The sequence below is a fragment of the Corticimicrobacter sp. genome, from assembly GCF_040137905.1.
Taxonomy (GTDB): Bacteria; Pseudomonadota; Gammaproteobacteria; order Burkholderiales; family Burkholderiaceae_B; genus Corticimicrobacter.
The window spans coordinates 79,456-104,741 of sequence record NZ_JBEFDG010000044.1 but is presented as its reverse complement, the minus strand read 5'-3'; the positions used below and the strand labels follow the sequence as shown (position 1 = coordinate 104,741).

Below are 25,286 nucleotides of genomic sequence, written 5' to 3'. Positions count from 1 at the left end.
ACGCGTCGCTCGTCGTACTTAATGAGGGGGCGTGTTTCCCGCCGGGAGGCGTCACTTCGCAAGGATTCTTTGGCTAAATTCTAGTATCAGGAAACTCTCGTGATTGACCGGACCATTCCCGCAATACACAAGGCTGGTGGCAAACGATGCCACACTGCGGCCATCTCTGCCGTGTCATCGGCCACTCTGGTCGTTGCCTTCTCTGTTGCATTGGCTGCTGCGCCACAGGTCGTGCATGCACAGGATGCCGTTACCCAGATCAGTATCCAGCAGTCGTCTCTCAGTGATGCGCTGTTGCAGCTTGGACAGCAGACAGCACTGCAGTTCATCTATACCTCTGAGCTGGTACGCGGGTTGCCTGCCCAGGAGGTCAGTGGGCAGATGACGGCAGAGGAGGCGTTGAAGCGTCTGCTGGCAGGAACGGGTATTGAGTATTCACGTACGGGCAATACGATCAATCTGTGGAAGGTAGCCGAGACGACGCAACTGGCTCCGGTCAATGTGACGGGCCTCTATCGTGCCGATCTGACGCCGGTGTATGCGGGCGGCAAGGTTGCGACAGGCAGTCGGATCGGCATGCTGGGCTACCAGGATTTCATGGAGACACCGTTCAGTACCATCAGCTATACGCAGGACGCGATACAGCAGGCACAGGACCTGGCCCGTGTCGTCGGGGTGACCGATGCGTCGGTATACGACATGGGCATGCGCGGTACCGTGCGCGAGGCTTTCGTGGTGCGCGGATTCGATGTGGGTTCGGGCGACGTGGCGTTTGGCGGGCTGTACGGTTTGCTGCCCTACAACCGTGTGCCACTGGAACTGGTCGAACGGGTCGAAGTGCTCAAGGGGCCTTCTGCAATGCTCAACGGCATGCCACCAGGCGGATCGGTTGGCGGCAGTATCAACCTGGTGCCCAAGCGTGCGACCGAAACCCCCTTGACCCGACTGACCGGGATGTTCGTGTCCGACGGCCAGTATGGCGCTCACCTCGATATGGGGCGCCGGTTTGGTGATGCACAGCAATTCGGGATACGGTTCAATGGCCTGTACCAGGACGGCAACATGGCCGCAGATGGACAGTCAAAGCGTGCGCAACTGGGCGCACTGGGTCTGGATTGGCGTTCTGAGCGAGTCAGGCTTGCTGCGGATATGTACAGCAACAGGGACAAGGTCAGTGGCGTGACACGTGGCGTTACGATTGCGCCGGGGCTGGGTGTGCCGGATGTACCCGATCCGCGCCGTTCGCTGATGCCCGACTGGACATTTTCCAGCGCGGAAGATTCGGCGTTCGTGTTGCGGGGTGAGGCAGACGTGACAGAGGACGTGACCGTATATGCGAACTACGGTCAGGGCATGACGCATTACAACGGTTTGCTGGGCGTGACGTTTGCCGTCATGGATGCGCAGGGAAGATACCGCACCAATTTCGGCCAGCAGCGCCAGGTTCTGGACAGAAAGGCGGGCGATGTCGGCATCATGGCTCGTTTGCGCACGGGGGAGATCCGCCACGAATTGGCATTGAGCGGTTCGTTCTATGAGCAGGAAGTGCGTTCCAGGACGGTAGTGGGCCTGCTGCCGCAGGATTGGTACACCAATATTTACGATCCTTCCTGGGGCGCAGCCCCCGAGACGGTGATCCGCAAGTCCGATATTCCCAAGACCGCCGAGTCACGCTTGAGCAGCGTAGGTATCGCCAACACGATGTCGGTTGCCGACGATCGTGTGATGCTGACGCTGGGGGTGAGACGGCAGAACGTTGTCAGTGATACCTTCAGTGCCGCCACGGGGAAACGTACGGCACGCTATGACGCCTCGGCGACAACGCCGAGCGTGGCGCTATTGGTGAGAGTGACGGATGAAGTGTCCCTCTATGGCAACTACATCGAAGGCCTGAAAGAAGGGGCTATCGCGCCGACTGGCACCAACAATGCCGGGGAGCTGTTCGCACCCTACAAGACCAAGCAACACGAGGTAGGTGTGAAAGTCGATCTTGGCAGTTTCGCGGCGACGTTGAGCGGTTATCAGATCCGCATGCCCAACAGCTATATCGACCCGGCCAGCAACCTTTTTTCCTTCGAGGGCGAACAGCGCAACCGAGGCGTGGAGCTGGGTTTCTTTGGGGAGCCCATTGACGGTTTTCGCCTGATGGGGGGCATCGCCTATCTGGATGCCACGCTGACCAAGACAGCGGGTGGCGTGGATGAGGGCAGTTTCGTCATGGCACGTCCGAAATGGCAGGGCAAGCTGGGTGTGGAGTGGGACCTGCCGGGTGTGACGGGTTTGACCCTGACGGGCAATGTCCAGTCTGCCTCGGGACAATATTTCAGCCGTGACAATACTCTGAAGACAGCCGGCAGGACGCTTTTTGATGCCGGTCTGCGATATCAGACCGCCATCGATGGACGTGCAGTGACGCTGCGCGCGGATGTGCTCAACGTGGCCAACAAGGCGTATTGGTCAGGTGGGGGCAGCGGCAAGCTGTGGCTGGGGGCACCGCGTACGGTCATGCTGTCCGCAAGTGTCGATTTCTAGGCAATCAAAGGATAGGTAAATGCGAATGAAACCGTGGGGAATGGGCAGTCTGCTGCTGTGCGCGGGAATACTGGCCGGGTGTGCAGATACGGCACACTTGGGCGTACATGGCGCAGCAACGGCACCTGTTGCGGAGCAGGCCATCGGCTCCAGATTGTCTGAGTTGCAGCGGCAGGAGATTGGGGTGCGGCTTTACGAACTGGCGTTTTCTCCCCGGCACCAGGCTGTATTCGTGGTATCGGCCGGAGGCGAGGATGCCGTGCATGATCCGTCCCAGGTGCTGCGCCTGGACCCGACGGATCTGTCGGTGCAGGCGCGGATTCCACTGGCACGCAGAGGGTTCGGGGTGGCGCTGGACGATGCTGACAATCGCTTGTACGTTGGCAATGTGCTGGATGCATCGGTGACGGTGGTGGATCTTGGCACTGACGAGGTCATCGGTGTGGTGCAATTGGCCGATCCCGTGCGACAGGATGGTGACAAGCCCATCTATCCCCATCTGTTGCGCACGTTGGTTGTCGATGCGAAGCGGCATCGTCTTTATGCACCGGGACTGAGCGCGCAGGGCAGCGTGCTGTACGTCATCGATACACGTACGCTGGCGCTGGAACGGGTCGTGCCCGGTCTGGGTGCGGGCGCAGCAGGTATCGTGCTGGACGAGATGGGAGGCATGCTTTATGTTTCGAATCTGCAAGGCCAGGTTTTTGCCTTGAATGCACAAACCCTGGCGATCGAGAAGCAATGGGAAGTGCGGGCCGATCAACTGCTGAATCTTGATCTTGACCGCAGTCGTCAACACCTGATTGCGACGGACCTGGGGTCGCCACGACTGGACGAGGCGCGTCGCCAGAAGGCCGGGCTGGTCGACTATGAGAAACGAGGGGAAGGGCACCGTGTGGTTGTCTTCGATACGGCCGATGGGCATACTGTAGCGAGCATTCCCACCGGGCAATCACCCATCGCGCCGCTGGTCGATGAGCGTCGGGGCCGAGTGTATGTCACCAACCGTGATGCCGGCACCCTCACGATACTGGATGCCAATGACTATACGGTGATTCGCGATGTGGCATTGCCTTCGCATCCGAACAGCCTGACCCTGGATCCGGATACCGGGACTGTCTTTGTTTCGATCAAGGAGCCTTCCCGGCAGGCACGCGAGAGTGTTGCACGCATCCCCTACGAATGATGGAAGACGGGATGGGCGGTCATGGCTGACGCCGTCAATACCCATGTGACACTTTGAGCCAACTCGGATAGTCCGAATTGGCTCCATGCCGATCCGCAACGACACTGGTGTTTTCAATCGCTGTCGGAGGCGGCTATGAAAACATCGGCAGGAGCAGGGTACAGGGCGGGTTTGCGCAGGCAGCGCCAGCGCGGCCAAGGGATGGTCGAGTACATTATTGTGGTCGCCCTGGTTGCCATTGCAGCCATCGCGGTCTACCAGTTGTTCGGGCAGGTGGTTCGTTCACAGACGGCTGCCATGGCCAGGGAACTGGCCGGCGAGGATGGCAGTGCCGAGTCGCAGGCCGCGCAGTCTGCAGCCGAGGCCGCCGCCGGCCAGACCCAGGCGCGTTCACTCAAGTCCTTTACCGGCAACGTTACTGCGGGTGGTGCCCAATGAGGCCGCCCGGCATGCGCCAGTCCGGCCAGGCACTGGTCCCGGGCATGCTGCTGTTGGCGGCGGGCGTACTGGTCTGGGTGTATTTCTACAATGGCAGCCAGGTCATCGCAGCACGAGGGCGCCTGACGCACACGGCCGATGCCATGGCCTACAGCGCGGCACTGGTGCAGGCGCGCACGCTCAATTTCCATGCCTATATCAATCGCACGCAACTGGCGCATCAGGTGGCGATGGCACACGTTGTCACCCTGGCAGCCTGGGCACGCCTGGGCAGTACGCAAGCCCGGCAGGTCGGACGCGGCAATCCCCCTGCGACGTTGATCGGCATGATGTTCGGCCCAGCCCATGCGGTGGCTTATCGCAGCAGCCGGGCTGCGACGGCAGGCGGAACCGGAGACGATGCGCCTGCCGATCTGGCACAGGCCTATGGGGCCCATGAGCGGGCCGTGCACGAAATACTGTCGCGCAGCAGGCAGCAGTTGCTGGCCACGGCACGATCCAGCCGCGACAGTGCCTTGCAGGCGGTGCTGGCAGCCAACCATCCCGTCAATGTCGAACAGCGCTGGCCGGGAGAACTGCCCGCTGTGCAGTGGCTGACCGATGATTGGCAGGATGCCGCACGACCATTTTCTGCCCTGCGTGATTCGGGTGTTTTGGGCCTGCTGGGCGACATGCAGCGCCGGTATGGATTCCTGCATCCGCGTGATCATACGGCGCGCAACACCTGGGCCGTGCAGCGCCGCTGCCCGATGAAACGGCATGAATTGCGTCGTCGTGGTCGTACCCAACTGGATGAGACAGGACGCTGGCAGGCTCACGATACGCAGTCCTATCACGCGCTGCGCAGCAATCGCTGGATAGGATGCTATTACCGCGAATATCCCATGGGATGGGGGCGCGTCCAGCCTGCGGGTAAACAGGCAGATGACTTGCCTCAGCATAGCGATGACGCGCCTGAGGATTTCAGTGCCGAGGATTTCTGGCGGTGGGCAGCCCGGCAGGCAGACTGGGACATTCTCGAAGGCCGTGACAACGCGCTGGCCAATTCCTATGCCATCGGTACGCCATTGCGTCTGGGCGGGCGTGGACTCCCGGTTCTGAGTACTTTGAATCCCGAACGTGCCGAAGGCATCCGGATCGCCTTTGCCCTGCGTCAACGGGCGAGCGACTTGCCAACGACACCGAAAGGCAGCAGCCACGTGCGCATCGGACCGGGTGAACTGGCATTCACTGCTTTCCAGGAACATGAAGGCATGACGGTTCATGCTGCTGCCGAAACGTATTTTGCGCGCCCCGTCGCCAGACGGGATGGCCGTCTGGAAGGCGCAAATCTGTTTCACCCGTATTGGCAGGCGCGTTTGAGGGCGGTGTCTGAGACTGAGTGGCGACGGCAGTCCGGTCATGCCTCAGGTGCGCCGGCCGAGCCGGGGCAAGGGGGGAGGAGTTTGCAATGAACCGGGAAGCGGTATGTCAGCGGCAGGGGGCTGGGCAGACGATGCAACGTGGACAGGCGATGACGGAGATGCTGGTGGTGGTGCCGGCCATATGGGGTGTCTTGATGGCGGTGGCGCTGCTGGGGGAGTGGCAGGATCAGGCTTTGCAGGCAGATCAGGCTGGTCGCCATGGTGCCTTCATGGCTACGGCCAGGCCCATGCAGCATAGCGATTTTTCATCAGATACCGGCCCGCTGCCGGCCCGTGCGTCGGCACGTTTTGCCATCGAGGCACCGCAAGCGGGACGGGCATGGCAGCAACCGGGAGATGGGTTGGTGGCGGCCGAGCGTCTCAGGCGTGAGTGGTCTCTGGATCAGGCCAGTCTGGTGATGGCAGAAGTACGGGCCCGACCGCTGCGCCAGGCCTGGCAGGGGCATGAGGCTGTCCTGCTGCGACGGACGGCGATTCTGGCCGGTGCTGGGCATGCCGCCGATGATATGCATGCACAACGCCGAATCGCCGAGTCAGGCAGTGCCTGGGGGGACGCCTATGGGCGTAGCCGGATGGCAGGGCAGGACTGGACTGCACGCCTGCAGCAGGTGGATGCCGCTTGGGGGCGAAGTCTGCCGGATTTTGATTGGCTGACGCCGTGGGCCGGACAGGTGCCTTCGGTGTTTCTGTCGCCAGGCAGCAAGGCGGGAGAAAGGCCATGAAAAACACTGATCACACGCGTGACTGGCGAGCTGGTGCTGTGACATGGTTTTCCCGATTTTGCCTGGTTGGTGCGGTAGGCTGGCCTGTTGCCGTGGGGGCGACGAACTGGCCATTCCCGCCGGGTTCGGTACGGCAGGAAATTGTGCGTGATGCGCCGGTGTTCGGGATGCCCTTGACGGTCGTACTGTTCGAGGCACCGCTGGATCTGCCTGCCACGGTAGCCTATATGGCGCAGCATTGGCCGGGTCATACACCCATGGTCAGAGTTGCGCCGGATGAGGTCAGCCTGTCGGGTGTCACAAAGGGCGCGCAGCGATTGATCAGCCTGTTGCCGGGGCAAGGCGAGCGGACGCGTGGCATGGCGTCGTTATGGCAGTGGCCAAAAACCGATGCCGGTCCGCCTGCCCGGCAGGTTTCTACCGAAGTGGAAACGCTCAGGCAGGCGGGTGGACAGTTGCTGTTCGATATGGGCAGCCAGGAGATGGCCCAGCAGGTTTACCGGCATGATTTGCCTCCTGGGGCGGCCATGGTGCATCTGGCGGGGCTTCTGGAGGGCCGGGGCTGGCAGGTCGAGGAAGGAATGTCGGATAGTCTGGGCCGCTGGCGACGTGGCGAGACCGGACTGGCCGTGCTGATGGTGCCTTTCGAGGCCGGCAGTGGCTGGATGGTGCACTGGATACGGAGGCCGGAATGAGTACTGGGCATGTATCACGCTGGTATCTGAACCGCAGCGTGTGGCTGTGGCTGATGGCCGTGCTGTGCGGCCTGGGGGCAGCCTGGGCGGTGCGCGAGCATATCGGCGAGCGGGTCATGCAATTGGAAGCCGCGGCACAGGTGCCACATGTCGGCATCATCGTGGCGGCACACGATCTTGCGCCGGGTCTGCGGCTGGCGGCGGATCATCTGGCCGTGCGTCAGGTGCCTGCAGCATGGCGAACGACCGAGGCACTGGCTGCGCAGGACTTTGGCCGTCTAGAAGGCCAGCTATTGGCACATCCTGTGCGCCGGGGCGATCCCGTCATGGCATTGCATGTGAAGCCGGTATCGGCTGTGTCGCTGTCCGGACGGGTGGCGACCGGTCGGCGGGCGATCACGATGGCGGTTGATCAGCTCAATTCCATGTCTGGCATGCTGGCTGCCGGGGATCTGATCGACCTGTATGTGTCCTTCGAGTATCAGCGTCGGCCAGTCACCGCCCCTTTGCTGCAGGGCGTGTCGATCATGGCGACCGGGCGTCAGGAGGCCGGGAGCGCTTCTGCTGTCGAGGCAGGAGCGGATGGGCACGAGTCAGCCTATTCGACCGTCACGCTGGATGTCGCGCCCGAGGATGCGGTCAGGCTGGTGGCGGCGCGCCAGGCAGGACGCCTGACAGCCGTGTTGCGCCATCCGTCTGATCGGACGTTATCGCCCGCTGCAGCACGGGGCAGCCTGGCCGCACTTCTGGGGATACAGGCACCCGTGCCGCAGCGCAGTCGGCAGGTGGATGTGATCTATGGCAACAGCAGCAGGCGACAGAGCACTACCGCAGCAGGGGCCGTGCAATCCGTGGAAAACGGCGTATCCCAGCGCAGTGGGGCTTTCGAGGCACCGCTGCCCGATCAGGTGGCCAGTGCCTGGCAGGAAGTACGCGATGCCTTGCTCGATGCAGCGGCAGAACCGGCATGGAACGATGAGGAGCAGCAAGACGATGAAAGCAATCAGCAATAGTGCGGACCGAACAAGAGCTCGGGTGGATCAGCAGGTGGCGGGACGGTGGATGCGCTGGCTCGCGCAATTGATGCTGTGCAGTCTTGGGGGGGCGGTGCTGCCTGCTGCCGTGGCACAGGCTGCAACGTCTGGTCAGCAGGGGACGGAAATCGTGATCCAGGTAGGTGAGACGCGAGTCTTGCCGGCGACCGATATTGGTCGTGTCGCGGTCGGCGATGGCGAAGTCGTGCATGCCATGGCCGCCGATCGCAGGGAAGTCCTGCTGTTCGGCAAGCGACCCGGCAGTTCTTCCCTGCATCTCTGGACGGAGGGCGGTACATTGCAAGGCTATCGGATCCGGGTATTGCCAGCCGATACCCGCGAGATCCAGCATGAGCTGGCCGCCTTGCTGGAGGGTATGCCGAATGTCCGGACACGTTCCGTGGGTGACAAGCTGGTCGTCGAAGGAGACAACCTGTCCGATGCCGACCAGGCGCGTATCGATCTGCTCGGACGGCGCTATCCGCAGATTCTCGATCTGACGGCGACAGTCGGCTGGGATCAGATGGTCCTGCTGGATGTCCAGGTCATCGAGGTGCCGCGCTCGGCACTCAGGGATCTGGGTGTACGCTGGGATGCCAATACCGAGGGCGGCCTGCAGGCCGGCATGGCGTGGGATCCACTGGCATCCGGCCAACTGCATGAGCGACCGGGTGAGGCGGTTGTCCAGGCACCTTATCCGGTGCGCGGCGTGGCAGGTTATTTCGGCATGAATGCGCTGCTCTCGGCCAGATTGCATGCGCTGGCACAGCAAGGCGAAGCAGTGGTGCTGGCTCAGCCGCAACTGCTGGCCCGTAGTGGCACGACTGCCAGCTTCCTGGCTGGCGGTGAAGTGCCTTATGCCTCGGTCGATTCCAATGGCAATACGACGACGATTTTCAAGCCATATGGCGTATCGCTGGCCATTACGCCGCGTGTGGATCGCAACGGCGCAGTACGGTCACAGATCGAGGTCGAAGTCAGTTCCGTCGATGCCAGCCTGACGCTGGCAGGAGGGCCTGCCATGAAAATGCGACGTGCCGCGACCGAGTTCAATGTCCGTTCCGGGCAGACCCTGGTACTGGGTGGATTCGTGTCCAGGGAACATGCTTCTGATCGGGATCAGGTGCCGGGTCTGGGCAATGTCCCTCTGTTGGGCAACCTGTTCCGCGCCAATCGTGTGCAACGCCGCGAAACCGAGCTGGCGATCTTTGTCACGCCGGTGGTGGTGGATCAGGCGCATCCCGACATGCAGGCCAGAGTGCGGCAGGGGCGTGAAATTCTGGATAGCGCCTTTCCGGCTCCTTTGCGCCTGAACACACCGGTACGGCATCGGGAATCAGATGCGACACAGGAAGGGGCCGACCCTTTGCGCTGGCAGCCCTATGAGGGTCGAGGCTCGCAATGGCAACAGGAAGGAGCTGAGCATGGCTGAAGAACTGGAACTCCAAATGCAGTTCGAGAATGGCCACCGCCAGGTGATGCGGCTGCGGCCACCGTTGTTGATCGGGCGCAGCCAGGCGTGCCATGTCCGGATTCGCCACTGGCGCATGGCCCGGCAGCATGCCCGGCTGGTGCTGGATGACGGCGAGATCGTGCTGGAGGATCTCGGTTCGCTGGCCGGAACGCAGGTCAATGGCCAGCGCATGGTGCGCTATGGGCCCCTAGAACCCGATGATGAAATCATTGTTGGACCATGCCTGATGACGGTGCGTCGTGCTCGTGGGGCTGACCTGGACAATCTCGGCGTTGATCTGCCCGGCGATATGTCGGCCAAGGTGCATGAGTCCGGGCATGTGGTGGATGGGCATGAAGTCGATTCGACCTCCAGTGCTGTACCGACAACAAAGGTTGCAGGGCGAGGGGCTGGAGGTGTGCATGCAGAGGGTGTGTCTGGCCGTCCTGAAATGCCTGCGTGCGTGTCACAGGTGCAGCCCACAGCGGGCTTTGCAACGACTGCAGACACTGCATCATCATTTTCACCATCAGCATCAGCATCTTCTTCTGCGTTGCAAATCAGACCTGATGCGGCCTTGCGCAGGCGTCTGCATGCCGCATTGCTGGACGGCCTGGATCCCAGGCGACGTGATGTGACCGGGATGAGCGATGAGCGGTTGCGCGCCGAGGCGCTGCTGCTGATGCACGATATCGTGGCGGCAGTGGACGATCTGCCGCCGGGGCTCGACCGGGAAGGGCTTTGTCGTGCGGTCGTGGATGAAGCCGTGGGTCTGGGCGTGCTGGAGGCATTGCTGCAGGATCCAGGCGTCAGTGAAATCATGGTCAACCGGCATGATGAAATCTATGTCGAAAGACAGGGGCGTCTCATGCGCGATGCGGCCTGCTTCAGCAGCGAGCAGGCGGTGCTGGGAGTGATCGAGCGTATCGTGTCGCCGTTGGGCAGGCGTATCGATGAGAGTTCTCCGATGGTCGATGCCCGCTTGCCGGATGGTTCGCGTGTGCATGCCATCGTGGCTCCGGTGGCATTGCGTGGTGCCTGCCTGACAATACGGAAGTTTCCGCTGCGCCGTCCCGCCATGGCCGATCTGGTCGCGGGGGGCTCTCTGGATGGCTGGATGGCGCGCTTTCTTGAGAGTTGTGTGTGTCAGCGCACCAATATTCTCATTGCCGGTGGCACCGGGTCGGGCAAGACCACCCTGCTCAATGTACTGGCGGGGGCCATTCCCGAAGCGGAACGGATCGTGACCATCGAGGATGCGGCAGAACTGCGGCTGGCTCACAGCCATCTGGTGTCCCTGGAGGCGCGTCCTCCCAACCAGGAGGGCAACGGGCAGATTTCCATCCGCGAACTGGTGCGCAATGCGCTGCGGATGCGCCCGGATCGCATTGTCGTCGGGGAATGTCGGGGCGCAGAGGCCTTCGATATGCTGGCGGCCATGAATACCGGTCACGAAGGATCGATGACCACCCTGCATGCGAATACGCCACGCGATGCATTGGCCCGGCTGGAGACGATGATCCTGATGGCCGGCATGGACCTGCCCCTGCAGGCCATCCGGGAGCACATCGCCGCCAGTATCGATCTGATCATCCAGCAGAGTCGTTTGCCGGGCGGACAGCGCTGCATTACGTCGATTGTTGAAGTCTGCGGGCTGGAGAGTGGCACCGTGCAGTTGCAGGAGCTGTTTGCCTATCGTCCTGCCGTACGGGGTGGTGTATTTCAGGGGTGCGGTCTGATGCCTGTTTTCATGGAGTCCTGGCGGCAGCGCGGCATTGAGGTACAGCCTGAATGGTTCACACAGCAGTCAGCCAGTCCGGAGGCGGGACACGCATGCTGAGCGCCATGGTGTTGACGGTCTGCGCGGTGGCGCTGATGGCCTGGTTGCTGGCGTATCTGGTCCGGCAGGCGGCCTGGCGCTATCAGGCGATGCTGGCCCGTTATAGCCAGACACGACTGACTGATTTTTTCCTTTTCCTGGAGCCTGCGCAACTATGGCATCTGACATTGGCGGTGACCGGCCTGCTTTGCGTGGCCGCATGGTTGCTGAGTGGATCTCTGTGGTTGCTGTGCCTGTCGGGCGCGGTCGGGCTGGCACTGCCGACGCTGCTGCTGCACAAAATGCGTCAGCGCCGCCTGCTGCGGTTCGATGCGCAGTGGCCCGATGCGCTGCTGTCATTGGCGGGTGCCTTGCGTGCCGGGGCCAGTGTGCCGCTGGCACTGCGTCATATTGCCATGCAGGCACCTGTACCTTTGGCTCAGGAACTGGGCTTGCTGCTGCGTCAGCAGCGTCTGGGCACAGGGTTTGACGAGGCCCTGGCGCAACTGGAACAGCGCATGCCCACCGAATCGACCGGACTGGTGGTGGCCGCCCTGCGTGTGGCGGGACAGACAGGCGGCAATCTGGCAGGCATCCTGGAGCAGATGGCGGCGACCTTGCGGGCCCGCCTGTATCTGCAAGGACGTATTCGTGCGCTGACGGCTCAGGGACGGATGCAGGCGTGGATCGTCGGTAGCCTGCCGCTCTTGCTGCTCTGGGTCCTGGACCACATGGAGCCGGATATCATGGCGGTGCTCTGGCACACCCCCATGGGGTGGCTGGTGCTGGGGGTGCTGGCCGTACTGGAGACGGTCGGGATGCTCCTGGTGCTCAGGATTGTCCGGATTGATGTCTGAGTCGTCCAGCCTCTGTACAAGCGTGCGAATGACGTGTGTGGTGAAGAAAGACGAGTTTGACATGGGAGGATGGTGATGTGGGCTGTCATTGGAACGGGGGCGGCGCTGGTCTCGGTCTGCGCCATTGTCCGCCTGTTGCTGGGGCCGGTATGGCACAGGCAGCCGGAGACGGGTGCGACAGGAAAGCGTTTTTCCCAAGGCTCGGGGGGCCACAGAAGGGGTCGCTGGTTGCTGCCCTGGATACACACCTGCAGCCGTGTCGTCTACCCGCTGCTGTCCTGGCAGACACGACGTCGCCTGGCTCGGCTGTTGCTGCGGGCCGGACTGCAGGACCGGATTGATGCCGAGTGGCTGGTGGGTGTGCAATGCATGGTCGGGGTTCTCGGGGGCGCAGGCTATGTGTGGCTGGCCTGTCTCCTGTGGCCGGGATTGGAGACGGCAATGCACGTCGTTCTGGCAGTACTGGCCATGTTGTTGGCTGCGGCCTATCCCTGGCTATGGTTGCGGGATCAGGTGGTGCGGCGGCAGCGCCTGATGGCGAGGCAGTTGCCGTTCATGCTGGATATGACGGTGCTGTGCGTCACGGCCGGATTGAATCTGGCGGGTGCGTTGCAGCAGGCGGCTCAACGTGGGCTGGCGGGACCTTTGAAGGAGGAACTCAAGCACGCCCTGGGGGACATGCGGGCCGGCATGTCACGCCAGCAGGCCTTGCAGGCCATGGCCGATCGCACGGGCACACCGGGGATACAGGCGCTGGTGGCGGCACTGTTGCAGGCAGAAACCATGGGGTCGGGACTGGGGCCCGTCCTGGAGGCGCAGGCCACCCAGCGCAGGCAGGAGCGTTTTCTGGCTGCCGAGCAGCAGGCTCTTGAAGCGCCGGTCAAGATGCTGTTGCCGCTGGTGCTGTGCATTTTTCCATGTACCTTTCTGGTACTGGGGTTTCCGGTGGCGGTGCGTTTGATGCAGGCGTATGGTTGAGCAGGCTGGGCAATTGGAGCGACCATGGCAGATACGCAAGGCATGGCGCTGGCATGAGCGGCTATGCGGCCTGTTGGGGCGCAAGCCGCTGAGGCGAGATGAAATGCTCTGGCTGCAGCCTTGTCAGGCCGTGCACACCTGGGGTATGCGTTATCGGCTTGATCTGGTTTTCCTGGACCGTGATGGTCGGATATTGCGGATCGACATCCGCGTTCTGCCTGGGCGGATACGCGGATGCCGGGGCGCATATGGCGTGCTGGAGTTACGCGGCGGCGTCCTCGCTGACGGGCCGTTCAAAGATGTCCGTATAGATCGCATAAAAACTGCAGTACAGCACAGCGCTCAGGAATACCATCAGCGGCGCCTGCAGCATGCCGAGGATCTGGACCGGAATGCCCGCTCCCAGCAGCAGCGACAGCAGCAGGTCCACGCCCAGGAACAGGGCGGCCCAGCACAGGCCATACAGGAACAGCGGCAGCTTGTTGCGCCAGCAGGCGATCCACGAAAAGAAGAGCGACTGCAGCAGGGCAACCCTGTGCCAGAGCACCAGTGCAGGGGCCTGCCAGAACAGTGCCGATAACAGCAGGTAATAGCCGGCAAACAGCAGGACGGGGGTACGCAGCGCCTGCAGCAAGGGCGTGATGTCGGAATCGGGTGCCAGCGAATCGACCACTGTCGCCAGGTTATCCATGAAAGGCAGGAAAATCAGCACACCACCCGCCAGGCCCAGTGCAATGTAGAGGATGCCCATCATCAGCAGTCGCTTGAGGACACCGGGTTCCTTGAGAGGTAGATTCCAATCGGAGAGCGCCATGCCCTCGCCCTGGGCAATGCGCCGGCAGGCACCGAGCGTGACGGCGGTGATGGCGGGAATCAGGATAATGAAGATGGCCGGCCCGAACGGTGGCGTGAGCTGGGCGAGCAGCAGCATCAGGCTGATCAGCACCGACAGACTGAGCATGGGCATGGGCTGGCGCATGACCAGTGCGTAACCGGTACGGATCCAGTGCCAGCCGTAGCGTGCGGGAAGAGAAGCAGCTTGCATATGATGGGCTAGGGTCTGTTCACACAGGTTCAGGGCAGGGCCGGGACGACTTCGCTGCGCCGCAGTTGCAGCACGCGTTCGAAGTGGCGCGGGTCGTGGGGCTTGAGCGTCTGCGCGGGACGCGGCAAGTAAAAATCGTACAGCCGCGAGATCCAGAAACGCAGGGCAGCGGCGCGCAGCATGTGCGGCCAGGCTTCGCGCTCGGCGGCCGTGAAGGGCCGTACGCTGGCATAGGCCTGCAGCCAGGCCTGGACCAGTTCGGGTTTGAGCTGGCCATTGTTGCGATGAATGCACCAGTCGTTGACGGCGACGGCGACATCAAACAGCCAGCGATCACAGCCGGCAAAATAGAAATCGATGATGCCGCCCATGTGCGGGTCTTCGTTCGTGCCGGCGAACAGTACATTGTCCCGGAACAGGTCGCAATGGGCTGGCCCCAGTGGCAGTGACTGCCATGCCGGGCTGGCATCAAGCTGTTGCTGATGGGCCAGTTCATCCTGCAGCATGGCGGACTGATCCGGTGTCAGAAAGAGCAGGACGCTGGGTACCGTGTGTGTCCACCACGCCAGACCACGCAGGTTGGGCTGGCTCAGCTCGAAATCGGCTGAGGCCATGTGTGCCCGAGCGAGCGTGGCACCGATCAGTCGGCAATGGTCGATGCCAGGCTCGGGTTCGTAGCCACCGGGCAGGCGCGAGACGATGGCGCTGGGCTTGCCGTGCAGCGTACCGATGCGGGCACCATCGAGGCGGGTCTGGGGCGAGGGCACCGGAATGCCGCGTTGTGCCAGGTGATGCATCAGTTCGATGTAGAAAGGCAACTGCTGGTGCGTCAGGACCTCGAAAATGGTCAGGACGTATTCACCGCGCGTCGTATTCAGGAAATAGTTGGTGTTTTCGATGCCGGCGGTAATGCCGCGCAGGGAGACCAGACTCCCGATGTCGTAATCGGCCAGCAACTGGCGGGCATCGTCGTCGGTAATGGTGGTGAATACGGCCATGGCTCAGGTCGTGGTGAATCGTGAGACTGTCGGAGTGGCAGCCGTGCGGACAGGCATGGCCCGTGGCTGGGAAACTTCACATTCTAGCCGGTTTGGGGGAATGGCAAGCGGGCGGATGGCAGTCAAATACGCCATAATGCGCAGTGTCGGTTTGCCGGCGACTTCTGTTTTTCGGTTCCAGCCTCGTTGGCTGAACCATTTGCACGTCATGACCATGCAAGATTCCCACCCTGAAACATCTGCCGCCAGCGTGCCGGCTTCCCTGGAAACCGTCGGCTCGCATCACGGACATTCCCCGTTGCCCGCCATGCGTCCCTGGGCGCTGTGCGTAGCACCCTTGCTGGATGTGACCGACCGGCATTGCCGCTTTTTTCATCGCCTGCTGGCTCCTGCGGCGCGGGTCTATACCGAAATGGTGACCACGGGGGCGCTGCTGTACGGCGATGCGGCCCGTCATCTCGATTTCAGCGAAGAAGAGCATCCCGTGGCCCTGCAACTGGGGGGCAGTGAGCCGGCGGACCTGGCCAAGGCAGCGAAGCTGGGCGAGCGCTGGGGGTACGATGAAATCAACCTGAACTGCGGCTGCCCATCGGAGCGTGTGCAGAAGGGGGCATTCGGGGCCTGCCTCATGGCAGAGCCGAAACTGGTGGCCGACTGTGTGCGGGCCATGCAGGACGCCGTCTCGGTGCCGGTCACGGTCAAGCACCGGATCGGCCTGGACGATGGCGTGGCGTATGGCTTTGTCCGCGACTTCGTCGGGACGCTGCATGATGTCGGCTGCCGGGTGTTCATCGTGCATGCGCGCAATGCCGTTCTGAAAGGATTGTCACCCAAGGAAAACCGCGACATCCCGCCATTGCGCTATGACGTGGCGCTGCAGCTCAAGGCCGACTTTCCCGATTGCACCATTGTGCTCAATGGCGGGATTGTGGAGGTCGACGCAGCCACGGCACACTTGGCGGCTTTCGATGGCATCATGCTGGGGCGGGCCGCCTGGCACCAGCCGCGCATCCTGTCGGCATTGCAGCAGGTATTGGATCCGTCCGTGCCGGTGCCGGATGATGAAGCCGTGATCGAGGCCATGATGGCCTATGCCGGTCGCCAGGTTGCGCGGGGCGTGCCCTTGCGCTTCGTGGCCCGGCCGATGCTGGATATGATGTCGGGCGTGCCGGGTGCACGCCGCTGGCGCCAGATGCTGTCGGATGCAGCTCTGCTGTCGCGCAATGAGCCGGAATTGCTGCGTCAGGCGTTCGGGGCGCTGTCGTTGGGCCAGGCGCGGATATAGGCCTTGAGCATCTTGTTTTCGAACTTGTCGGCCTTGGCCAGCGCCTGTGCCATGTCGTAGAACGAGATGACGCCCAGCAGCGTGGGGCCGTCGAGCACGGGAACGTAGCGGGCCCGCATTTCGAGCATGATCCGCTGTACTTCTTCTACCGAGGTATTGGGCGTGACGCTGACCGGCGCGTCGTCCATGATGCTGCGGATGGTCGTGCTGCCGATCTCGCCGCCGCTGGTATGCAGGTAGCGGATGACTTCGCGGAATGTCAGCAGACCCACCAGTTGGCCCGACTCCATGATGACCAGGGAGCCGACGTCGTTTTCGCTCATGGTGATGACGGCCTGCTGCACCGGCGCATCCGGGTGGGCGGTGAAGAGGATGTCACCCTTGACTCTGAGAATTTCGCTGACTTTCAACATGATGATGCCCTTCCGGCAAGACTGCGTACGACGAACCAGCTTACATTATGTCAGTTTTTACGTGACCGTGTGTGTGCCGGACCGCATAATCTCGTCCAGTGGCGGCTCGTGTGGCGGATCTGCAAGATAGCCGGCCAGGGCGTTTCGGAGTGCCGGGTCGCGGGCGAGCGCCGGCTGGTGACGTGCCAGCAGCAGGCGGTCGAACAGCGGTCCCAGCGTGGTCGTGCCCGGGTCGCAGACCAGCGCCCAGCGATCCTTGCCATCTTCCTGGATATGCGTCACGTAGTTCAGCGCTGCCAACTGTTCCAGCCGCTCCTGCACATCGACCGGATACAGTTGCAGGGACTGGCTCAGCGAGGCCAGGGTCAGGCCGACTTCGGGGGCCTGGCGGGCCTGCATCAGCGCCCGCAGAACGGCAACCGATTGCACCATGGCTGCGCCGATCTGGTGCTGGTGACGCCAGCGGCCGGTGCGCACGGCGGGAATGTTGGCGGTGATCAGCGCACCGAACAGGACCGTCAGCCAGGAAAGATAGATCCACAGCAGGAAGATCGGCACGATGGCGAAGGCACCGTAGATGACGGTATAGGAGGGGAAGCGCGTCAGGTAGGCGGCAAAGCCGGTTTTCATCAGTTCGAGCACGATGGCGGTGCCGAAGCCGCCCATCAGGCCGTCGCGCCAGCTGACGGTACGGTTGGGCACGACCACGAACAGCGCCGCAAAGGCAAAGCCGGCCAGCAGCAGAGGAATGGCCTTGAGGGCGATCTCGGTGCCGAACGGCAGTTCGCCGACCAGACCGAGCGATTCGCGTGCCAGTACCGCCGTGACCCACAGGCTGGCACCGAGCAGTACCGGGCCCAGCGACAGGATGGCCCAGTAGACCAGTATCCGCTGGGTCAAGGGCCGCTGCCGACGCACGTGCCAGATATCGTTGAGGACCGTATCGATGGTCATCATCAGCATCACGGACGTGACCATCAGGAAAATACCCCCGATCGCCGTCAGGCGCGAAGCCTGCTGGGCGAACTGGTTGAGGTAGGCCATGATATTGCCCGAGACGATCTCGGGCATCAGGTTGTGCGTCAGGAATTCCTCTAGCGCCACCTGGAACTGCTGGAACAGCGGAAAGGCCGTAAACAGCGACAGCACCACGGCCAGCAGCGGCACGATCGCCAGCACGGTCGTGAAGGTCAGGCTGGAGGCCACCTGGGTCAGGCGGGCTTCGTCGATGCGCGCCAGGGCGAACCGCAACCCCTGGCGCAGGTGCGCCAATCGGTGGGCCGTGCGGTGCGAAGCAGGGGCGTCTGTTTTTGTGGTCGTCATGCAGGCGATAATAGAGACTATGGATCATGAACTCAACCCTCGTCTCAATCCCCGTCTGCGCCAGGGCGCGACCTTCTGCCTGCTGGCGCTGATCGTGCTGTGCGTGCTCTGGGAAACCGTGCTGGCCCCGATTCGGCCGGGCGGCTCGTGGCTGTTCCTCAAGGCCCTGCCGCTGGCTTTCCCGCTGCGCGGCGTGGCGCGTGGCAACCTCTATACCTATCAGTGGGCGTCGATGCTGATTCTGTTGTATGTCATGGAGGCCGTGGTGCGGGTCATGAGCGATCCGCCAGGACCGTCGATTGCACTGGCCTGGATCGAACTGGCACTGTCGGTCGGATTTTTCTTCTGCGCGATTTTCTACGTCCGGCCAGCCAAGAAGGCGGCGCGGGCACGACAGCGGATGCAGAAAGAGGAGGGCGTATGAGCGCTGTTTCCCTGGCGACTTCGTTGCAGGACCTGCACATGGTCAACAGCTTTGCGGGTCTGCCGGATGCGTTCTATACACGTCTGCCGCCACAGCCGCTGACCGATCCCGTCCTGCTGCATGCCAATGCCGCTGCGGCCCGGAGCTGCCTGGGGCTGTCTCCTGCGGCATTGCAGACGCCGGCTTTCCTGGATGCCGTGTCGGGCGCAGCGCCCTGGCCGGGCGGCGATTGCCTGGCGGCAGTCTACAGCGGCCATCAGTTCGGTGTCTGGGCCGGGCAACTGGGGGATGGTCGGGCCCATCTTCTGGGTGAGGTCGATGGTCCTGACGGGGGCTGCGAATTGCAGCTCAAGGGGGCCGGGCGCACGCCGTATTCCCGCATGGGCGATGGCCGTGCCGTGTTGCGTTCGTCGGTGCGCGAGTATCTGGCGTCCGAGGCCATGCACGGGCTGGGTATTCCGACGACGCGTGCGCTGGCACTGGTGGGTGGCAGCAATACTGTGCAGCGGGAAACGCCCGAGACGGCGGCGATCGTGTTGCGGTTGGCACCCAGTTTCATCCGCTTTGGATCGTTCGAACACTGGGCTGCACAACGGCGTCCCGATCTGCTGGCGACGCTGACGGATTATGTGATCGATCGCTTCTATCCATCATGCCGCGACGAGGCGGGTCGGGCCGGGCCTGTACTGGCCCTGCTGCGACAGGTATCACGACGCACCGGTGAACTGATGGCTGCCTGGCAATCAGTCGGGTTCTGTCATGGTGTGATGAACACGGACAACATGTCCATCCTGGGCCTGACGCTGGACTATGGTCCCTATGGCTTCATGGATGGCTTCGATATCCGGCATGTCTGCAATCATTCAGATACTCAGGGACGCTATGCCTGGCATGCCCAGCCTGCAGTGGCGCAATGGAACCTGCTGCGGCTGGCCAATGCACTGTTTCCGCTGGTGGAAGACGAGGCCGCGCTGCGCGACGCGTTGGGCACATACGAAACCGCCTTCATGTCGGCATTCCAGCAGCGCATGGCAGCCAAGCTCGGCCTGCAGGACTGGGATGGCGAGGCTGGCGACGATGCGCTGCTCGATGATCTGTGGAAGCTGATGCACCGCCAGCAGGCCGACTTTACACTGACCTTCCGGCGGCTGGCCGATGTCGCGGCAGGCGAACCGGGCAACAAACCGCTTCTGACCAGTGATGCTGGGCAGCCCTGGGATGACCATTTTGCCGACCGTGAGCCCGCCCGGCACTGGCTGGCACGCTACCGCCAGCGCCTGGCCCGGGACGGCAGGCCGGATGCCGAGCGGGCTGTGGCCATGAATCGGGTCAATCCGCTCTATGTGCTGCGCAACTACATGGCAGAGCAGGCGATCCGACAGGCCCAGGCCGGAGATACGAGTGAAATCGACCGGCTGATGCGACTGCTGGCCCATCCGTTTGACGCCCTGCCTGGCCATGAACAGTATGCCGGGCCGCCACCGGACTGGGCAGGGGGACTGTCGGTCAGTTGTTCGTCATGAGTAGATATAATCTCTCCATCCTTTTTCGATTGATCTGACTCTCGGCCTCAGGCCGCTTCTTGCTGGGGTGTTCCCGTATGGCTGGCAGTACGTTCGGTACCTTGTTCCGTGTAAGCAACTTTGGCGAATCCCATGGCCCGGCCATTGGCTGCGTGGTGGACGGCTGTCCTCCGGGCATGCCGCTGACGGTCGAGGATATCCAGGCACAGCTCGACCGCCGTCGTCCGGGTACTTCCCGCCACGTTACGCAGCGCCAGGAAGCGGATCAGGTCGAAATTCTCTCCGGCGTGTTCGAAGGCGTGACCACGGGTACGCCGATTGGCCTGCTGATCCGCAATACCGATGCGCGCAGCAAGGACTATGCCTCGATTGCCGATAGTTTTCGCCCCGGGCACGCCGACTACACCTACTGGCACAAGTTCGGTGTGCGCGATCCGCGCGGTGGTGGCCGTTCTTCGGCACGCCTGACGGCACCGACGGTCGCCGCTGGCGCGATTGCCCGCAAGTGGCTGGCCCTGCGGTACGGCACGGTGATCCGTGCCTACATGAGCCAGCTCGGACCGATCCGCATTCCTTTCCAGTCGTGGGATTTTGTCGAGCAGAATCCGTTCTATGCGCCCAATGCCGATGTGATCCCCGAACTGGAAGACTACATGGATGCCTTGCGCAGGGATGGTGATTCCATCGGGGCGCGCATCGAGGTCGTGGCCGAGCAGATCCCGGTAGGACTGGGCGAGCCCATCTATGATCGCCTGGATGCCGATATCGCCTATGCCATGATGGGCCTGAATGCGGTCAAGGGCGTGTCGATCGGGGCCGGCTTCGAGAGCATTGCCCAGCGCGGCAGCGAGCATGGCGACGAGATCACGCCGGAAGGCTTCCTGAGCAATCATGCAGGCGGCATCCTGGGCGGCATTTCGAGTGGGCAGCCGATCACCGTGTCGCTGGCCATCAAGCCGACGTCCAGCATCCGGGTCGAGCGACGTTCGGTCAATCGGGCCGGCGAACCTGCCGTGGTGCAGACGCTGGGGCGCCATGATCCCTGCGTGGGCATCCGTGCGGCACCCATTGCAGAATCCCTGCTGGCGCTGGTGCTGGCCGACCATGCCCTGCTGCATCGCGGGCAGTGCGGGGAGCGCGAAGATGCGTAGCCGGCTTGCCATGCTGTTGCGCGGGGCCGGGGTTGTAGGCGTGCTGGCCCTGACGGCGTGCGCGGGTGTGCAGACGACCCAATCGGGTGCCATCGGCATCAATCGCACGCAATACATGTCGAGCATGGTGCCCGAGTCACAGTTGCGGCAGGAGGCGGAGACGCAATACGAGCAGGTGATCGCTCAGGCCCGTACGCAGGGCAAGCTTGATCGCAATGCCAGCCAGCTAAAGCGGGTCCAGGCCATCACCAACAAGCTGGTGGCGCAGGCCGGTGTTTTCCGTCCGGAGTCTGTCAACTGGCCCTGGGAGGTGCATGTCATTTCCTCGGACGAAATCAATGCCTGGTGCATGCCGGGCGGCAAGATTGCCGTCTATACAGGGTTGCTGGACAAGATCAAGCCGACCGATGCCGAATTGGCGGCCGTGCTGGGTCATGAGATTGCCCATGCGCTGCGCGAGCATGCGCGCGAGCGGGTCTCGCAGCAGATGGTCACCAACGTCGGCCTGACCATCCTGGCGGCCGTGACGGGCTCAAAGGCGACGGCCGATCTCGGCAGTTCGCTGACCAACGTGATGTTTGCCCTGCCCAACAGCCGGGAGCATGAGACCGAGGCCGATCGCATGGGGGTGGAGTTGGCTGCACGTGCCGGCTATGATCCGCGTGCGGCCGTCACGCTGTGGCAGAAAATGGCCCAGGCCGGGGGCGGTGGGCAGCCCGAGTTCCTCTCCACCCATCCGTCGCCGGCCAGCCGTTCGGCAGACCTGCAGCAGGCTGCCGCCCAGGTGATGCCGCTGTACGACGCGGCCAGGCGTTGATTCTCAGGGAGCCAGGCATTGCCTGGCTCTGCGGCTCGTTCACTGAAAAATGAGGGTCGGTGCGCCCTGAGGATCAGTCAGTCAGGCTGTCTGCAGCCCGGACTGCCTGGCAGAATGCCTGAATACTGGCTGCTGATTTCTCGCCCGGTGCGGATTCCACACCACTGCTGACATCCACGGCCCAGGGCCGCGTGCGTGCGATGGCCTGGCTGACGTTGCCCGGGTTCAGGCCACCCGCCAGAATGATGGGGCGTGCAGCAGGCAGGGTGATGACAGTATCCAGCAGACTGTGATCAAAGCCATGGCCGCTGCCACCGTACCCCCTGCTGTCGCTGTCGAACAGCCAGGCGCTGGCTGCTTCCCAATGCTGGCAGGTGGCTACTACGGCAGCCGCATCCGGCAGGGCCGGCCCGCCAATGCGAAAGGCTCGCAGGAAACGCTGGTTATGGCGCTGGCATGCCTCGGGCGTTTCGTCGCCATGAAATTGCAGCAGTTCGGGCGCTACCTTGTCCTGCACTTCGCGTACCAGTGCCGTGTCGGCGTTGACGAACAGGGCCACGACATCCACGAAGGCCGGTATCCGGCGTCGCAATTGTGCGGCCCGATCCGGCGAAACGTAGCGCTGGCTGGCTGCGAAGAAGACGAAGCCGAGGGCATCGGCACCCGCCTGTACTGCGGTGTCGATATCCGCTTCGCGTGTCAGCCCGCATATTTTGATGCGGGTGCGTTGCCCTCCTGCGGTCGCAGAGAGGGCGGGTTGCGTGGCGGACGGCGAGCCTGGTGACATTACTGGAAACCTGCGCCGGGATCGGCATTGTCATCGCTGCCGTAGCCGTAGATGTCGTCGTCGCCATAGGCCGTGCCTACATCGATCTGCACCGTCGAGGGATCTACGTCCGTCAGTTCGGCCTTGTAGTGCATGACCATGCCGGGGAAGACCATGACGGCGATGACCATCAGCAACTGGATGCCGATGAAAGGTACGGAGCCCCAGTAGATCTGGCCTGTGGTGACCTTGGGAATCATCTGTCCCGTGACCCTGTCCCGATAGTCGTCACGTGGTGCCACCGAGCGCAGGTAGAACAGTGCGAATCCGAATGGCGGATGCATGAACGAAGTCTGCATGTTGACCGCGATCAGTACGCCAAACCAGATCAGGTCGATCCCCATCTTGTCGGCCACCGGGCCCAGCAGGGGGACGATGATGAAGGCCAGTTCGAAGAAGTCCAGGAAGAAGGCCAGCAGGAACACCATGATGCTGACCACGATCAGGAAGCCCCATTCGCCGCCCGGCAGATCGATCAGCAGATGTTCGACCCACAGGTCGCCATCCACGGCGCGGAAGGTCAGGCCGAAAATTGTGGAACCGATCAGGATGAAGAGCACGAAGCACGACAGCTTGGTCGTGGTGTCCATGGCCTGCTTGAGCAGCGACAGACTCATGCGTCGACGCAGCAGTGCCATGATCAGCGCACCGACCGCGCCCATGGCTCCACCTTCGGTGGGGGTCGCCACGCCGATGAAGATGGTGCCCAGCACGAGGAAGATCAGCGCCAGGGGCGGGATCATCACGAAAGTGACCCGTTCGGCGATTTTGGAGAGCATGCCCAGGCGCAGGATCTTGTTGAGTACTGCGACGATGAGTGCCGTGACGCCCCAGATCAGGATGCCGATCACGATTTTTTCGTCGATGGGCGAGGTTTCGTCGTTGAGATGACCGCTGATGAACCAGGAGACGGCGACCGAAAACAGCATCAGCACGACCAGTGAACGGATGCCGCTGTGACCGTTGGGTTCGTGGAAATCTCGTGCTTCAGGTGGCATGGCCGGTGCGTTCTGTGGACGCAGCCAGGCGACGATGAGGACGTAGACGATGTAGCTGCCTGCCAGCAGGAAGCCCGGAATGATCGCGCCTCGGTACATGTCGCCCACCGAGCGGCCGAGCTGGTCAGCCAGGATGATCAGGACCAGCGACGGCGGGATGATCTGCGACAGCGTGCCGGATGCGGCAATGACACCGGTTGCCAGCTTGCGGTCATAGCCGTATCGCAACATGATGGGCAGCGAGATCAGACCCATCGAAATCACCGAGGCCGATACCACGCCCGTGGTGGCGGCCAGCATGGTGCCGACCACGACCACGGCCACGGCCAGGCCGCCCCGGATCGAGCCGAACAGTTGGCCGATGGTTTCGAGCAGGTCTTCGGCCATGCCCGAGCGTTCGAGGATCAGGCCCATCAGTGTAAAGAAGGGCACGGCCAGCAGGGTGTCGTTGGCAACGATGCCGAAAATGCGTTGTGGCAAGGCCTGGAACAGGGCCGGGGTCAGCAGGCCCAGTTCGATGCCGACCAGGCCGTAGAGGATACCGTTGGCCGCCAGCGCAAAAGCGACTGGAAAGCCGAGCAGCAGGAAAAACACCAGCGTCAGGAACATGACGGGTGCGAGATTGGCGATCAGGAATTCCATGATGGTCGTTGTCCCGTGATGTTACTGCTGGGGGCGGCCCGACTGGGCTTCGACTGCCGAAGAGGCCGGGGTGCCGTCGCGCTCGAGCGCCTCGCGGGCGATTTCATCGGCCAGCGCTTCTTCTGCCGTTTTGGCCTGTTCGCGCGCCAACGGATCAGCGCACAGGCCTTGCAGGTAGCCTATGCACTTGATCAGGTGTGAGATGCCTGCCAGGACCAGCAGCAGGAAACCGACCGGGATCAGCAGTTTGACTGGCCAGCGGATCAGGCCTCCCGTGTTGGATGACTGCTCGTGTTTGATTAAGGATTCGATGAACATGGGCCACGACAGCCACAGTACCAGCAGGCAGGCTGGCAGCAGGAAGAACAGGACGCCGAAGATCTCGATCTTGATCTGGGTGCGGCGGCTCAGCCGCTGGGCCAGGACATCCACGCGCACGTGTTCATTCTTGAGCAGGGTGTAGCCGGCTGCCAGCAGGAAGATGGCACCGAACATATACCATTGCAGCTCCAGCCAGGCGTTGGAGCTGATGTGCAGTGTCTTGCGCACGACGGCATTGGATGCGCTGACGATGGCCATGAGCAGGGTCAGCCAGATGACGGCACGGCCGACACGCAGGTTGATTCCGTCGATCAGCCGGGAAAGGGCAAGTAAGGCTTGCATGGCGAGGGTCCGTTCGGATGGAAGGATGGCGGGGCGGCCA

Annotated in this window: 23 protein-coding genes and 1 pseudogene; 17 read left to right on the top strand and 7 right to left on the bottom strand. The window is 62.6% G+C overall.

Annotated features, from left to right (window positions below; genetic code table 11):
- Positions 1 to 171: 171 nt before the first annotated feature.
- From ABN482_RS07900 to ABN482_RS16475, 12 genes and pseudogenes are all read left to right on the top strand, one after another.
- Positions 172 to 2,532: a TonB-dependent siderophore receptor gene (locus tag ABN482_RS07900; protein WP_349503472.1), complete on the top strand. Its 2,361-nt coding sequence runs from the start codon at positions 172 to 174 to the stop codon at positions 2,530 to 2,532.
- Between the two features lie 19 nt (positions 2,533 to 2,551).
- Entirely contained in the window at positions 2,552 to 3,718 is a 1,167-nt protein-coding gene (locus tag ABN482_RS07895) for a YncE family protein (RefSeq protein WP_349503471.1), read from the top strand.
- A 135-nt stretch (positions 3,719 to 3,853) separates the two neighbouring features.
- On the top strand, positions 3,854 to 4,156 hold the full coding sequence (locus ABN482_RS07890) for a hypothetical protein (RefSeq protein WP_349503470.1): 303 nt from the start codon (positions 3,854 to 3,856) through the stop codon (positions 4,154 to 4,156).
- A gap of 11 nt (positions 4,157 to 4,167) precedes the next feature.
- Complete coding sequence (locus ABN482_RS07885; protein ID WP_349503469.1) at positions 4,168 to 5,610, top strand: hypothetical protein; 1,443 nt, start codon at positions 4,168 to 4,170, stop codon at positions 5,608 to 5,610.
- Between the two features lie 59 nt (positions 5,611 to 5,669).
- Entirely contained in the window at positions 5,670 to 6,302 is a 633-nt protein-coding gene (locus ABN482_RS07880) for a hypothetical protein (RefSeq protein WP_349503468.1), read from the top strand.
- Positions 6,299 to 6,997, top strand: coding sequence for a hypothetical protein (locus tag ABN482_RS07875; protein WP_349503467.1), 699 nt, complete (start codon positions 6,299 to 6,301; stop codon positions 6,995 to 6,997). Before ABN482_RS07880 ends, ABN482_RS07875 begins: the two co-directional genes overlap by 4 nt.
- The gene (gene cpaB, locus ABN482_RS07870) at positions 6,994 to 8,010 is read left to right on the top strand and encodes a Flp pilus assembly protein CpaB (RefSeq protein ID WP_349503466.1); all 1,017 of its coding nucleotides are present in this window, start codon (positions 6,994 to 6,996) and stop codon (positions 8,008 to 8,010) included. Before ABN482_RS07875 ends, cpaB begins: the two co-directional genes overlap by 4 nt.
- On the top strand, positions 7,991 to 9,463 hold the full coding sequence (locus ABN482_RS07865; protein ID WP_349503465.1) for a type II and III secretion system protein family protein: 1,473 nt from the start codon (positions 7,991 to 7,993) through the stop codon (positions 9,461 to 9,463). The genes cpaB and ABN482_RS07865 overlap by 20 nt, the downstream gene beginning before the upstream one ends.
- Entirely contained in the window at positions 9,456 to 11,324 is a 1,869-nt protein-coding gene (locus ABN482_RS07860; RefSeq protein WP_349503464.1) for a TadA family conjugal transfer-associated ATPase, read from the top strand. Before ABN482_RS07865 ends, ABN482_RS07860 begins: the two co-directional genes overlap by 8 nt.
- Complete coding sequence (locus ABN482_RS07855) at positions 11,276 to 12,160, top strand: type II secretion system F family protein (RefSeq protein ID WP_349503463.1); 885 nt, start codon at positions 11,276 to 11,278, stop codon at positions 12,158 to 12,160. The genes ABN482_RS07860 and ABN482_RS07855 overlap by 49 nt, the downstream gene beginning before the upstream one ends.
- A 75-nt stretch (positions 12,161 to 12,235) precedes the next feature.
- Entirely contained in the window at positions 12,236 to 13,138 is a 903-nt protein-coding gene (locus tag ABN482_RS07850; RefSeq protein ID WP_349503462.1) for a type II secretion system F family protein, read from the top strand.
- Positions 13,131 to 13,361 (top strand): annotated as a pseudogene (locus ABN482_RS16475) (DUF192 domain-containing protein); the annotation flags it as partial. The gene ABN482_RS07850 and the pseudogene ABN482_RS16475, both read left to right, overlap by 8 nt.
- Before the next feature lie 39 nt (positions 13,362 to 13,400).
- Here ABN482_RS16475 and ABN482_RS07845 read toward each other — a convergent pair.
- The gene (locus ABN482_RS07845) at positions 13,401 to 14,183 is read right to left on the bottom strand and encodes a BPSS1780 family membrane protein (protein ID WP_349503461.1); all 783 of its coding nucleotides are present in this window, start codon (positions 14,181 to 14,183) and stop codon (positions 13,401 to 13,403) included.
- 29 nt (positions 14,184 to 14,212) lie between these two features.
- Positions 14,213 to 15,181: a homoserine kinase gene (locus tag ABN482_RS07840; protein ID WP_349503460.1), complete on the bottom strand. Its 969-nt coding sequence runs from the start codon at positions 15,179 to 15,181 to the stop codon at positions 14,213 to 14,215.
- 307 nt (positions 15,182 to 15,488) lie between these two features.
- On the opposite strand from ABN482_RS07840, the gene dusA reads away from it, so the two are divergent.
- Positions 15,489 to 16,466 (top strand): tRNA dihydrouridine(20/20a) synthase DusA, encoded by a 978-nt coding sequence (gene dusA, locus ABN482_RS07835; RefSeq protein ID WP_349503496.1) that lies wholly within the window; start codon positions 15,489 to 15,491, stop codon positions 16,464 to 16,466.
- Here the strand turns inward: dusA and ABN482_RS07830 are convergent.
- Positions 16,424 to 16,879, bottom strand: coding sequence for a CBS domain-containing protein (locus ABN482_RS07830; protein WP_109061821.1), 456 nt, complete (start codon positions 16,877 to 16,879; stop codon positions 16,424 to 16,426). The genes dusA and ABN482_RS07830 overlap by 43 nt on opposite strands.
- Positions 16,880 to 16,936: 57 nt before the next feature.
- Positions 16,937 to 18,202, bottom strand: coding sequence for a YihY family inner membrane protein (locus ABN482_RS07825; RefSeq protein WP_349503459.1), 1,266 nt, complete (start codon positions 18,200 to 18,202; stop codon positions 16,937 to 16,939).
- 19 nt (positions 18,203 to 18,221) lie between these two features.
- Between ABN482_RS07825 and ABN482_RS07820 the strand changes: the two genes are divergently transcribed.
- The 4 genes from ABN482_RS07820 (at position 18,222) to ABN482_RS07805 (ending at position 22,117) form a co-directional block, all read left to right on the top strand.
- Positions 18,222 to 18,626: a DUF2069 domain-containing protein gene (locus tag ABN482_RS07820; RefSeq protein ID WP_349503458.1), complete on the top strand. Its 405-nt coding sequence runs from the start codon at positions 18,222 to 18,224 to the stop codon at positions 18,624 to 18,626.
- On the top strand, positions 18,623 to 20,149 hold the full coding sequence (locus ABN482_RS07815) for a protein adenylyltransferase SelO (protein WP_349503457.1): 1,527 nt from the start codon (positions 18,623 to 18,625) through the stop codon (positions 20,147 to 20,149). The genes ABN482_RS07820 and ABN482_RS07815 overlap by 4 nt, the downstream gene beginning before the upstream one ends.
- 77 nt (positions 20,150 to 20,226) lie before the next feature.
- Positions 20,227 to 21,300: a chorismate synthase gene (aroC, locus tag ABN482_RS07810; protein ID WP_349503456.1), complete on the top strand. Its 1,074-nt coding sequence runs from the start codon at positions 20,227 to 20,229 to the stop codon at positions 21,298 to 21,300.
- Positions 21,293 to 22,117: a M48 family metallopeptidase gene (locus ABN482_RS07805; protein ID WP_349503455.1), complete on the top strand. Its 825-nt coding sequence runs from the start codon at positions 21,293 to 21,295 to the stop codon at positions 22,115 to 22,117. The genes aroC and ABN482_RS07805 overlap by 8 nt, the downstream gene beginning before the upstream one ends.
- A gap of 73 nt (positions 22,118 to 22,190) precedes the next feature.
- Here ABN482_RS07805 and ABN482_RS07800 read toward each other — a convergent pair whose 3' ends face one another.
- From ABN482_RS07800 to ABN482_RS07790, 3 genes are read right to left on the bottom strand one after another with little or no spacing between them, the layout of a single operon-like run.
- A complete protein-coding gene (locus tag ABN482_RS07800) occupies positions 22,191 to 22,904 on the bottom strand; it encodes a phosphoribosylanthranilate isomerase (protein ID WP_349503454.1) in 714 nt (237 codons plus the stop codon).
- Complete coding sequence (locus ABN482_RS07795) at positions 22,904 to 24,583, bottom strand: TRAP transporter large permease (RefSeq protein WP_349503453.1); 1,680 nt, start codon at positions 24,581 to 24,583, stop codon at positions 22,904 to 22,906. Before ABN482_RS07795 ends, ABN482_RS07800 begins: the two co-directional genes overlap by 1 nt.
- 21 nt (positions 24,584 to 24,604) lie before the next feature.
- On the bottom strand, positions 24,605 to 25,246 hold the full coding sequence (locus ABN482_RS07790; RefSeq protein ID WP_349503452.1) for a TRAP transporter small permease subunit: 642 nt from the start codon (positions 25,244 to 25,246) through the stop codon (positions 24,605 to 24,607).
- Positions 25,247 to 25,286 lie beyond the last annotated feature (40 nt).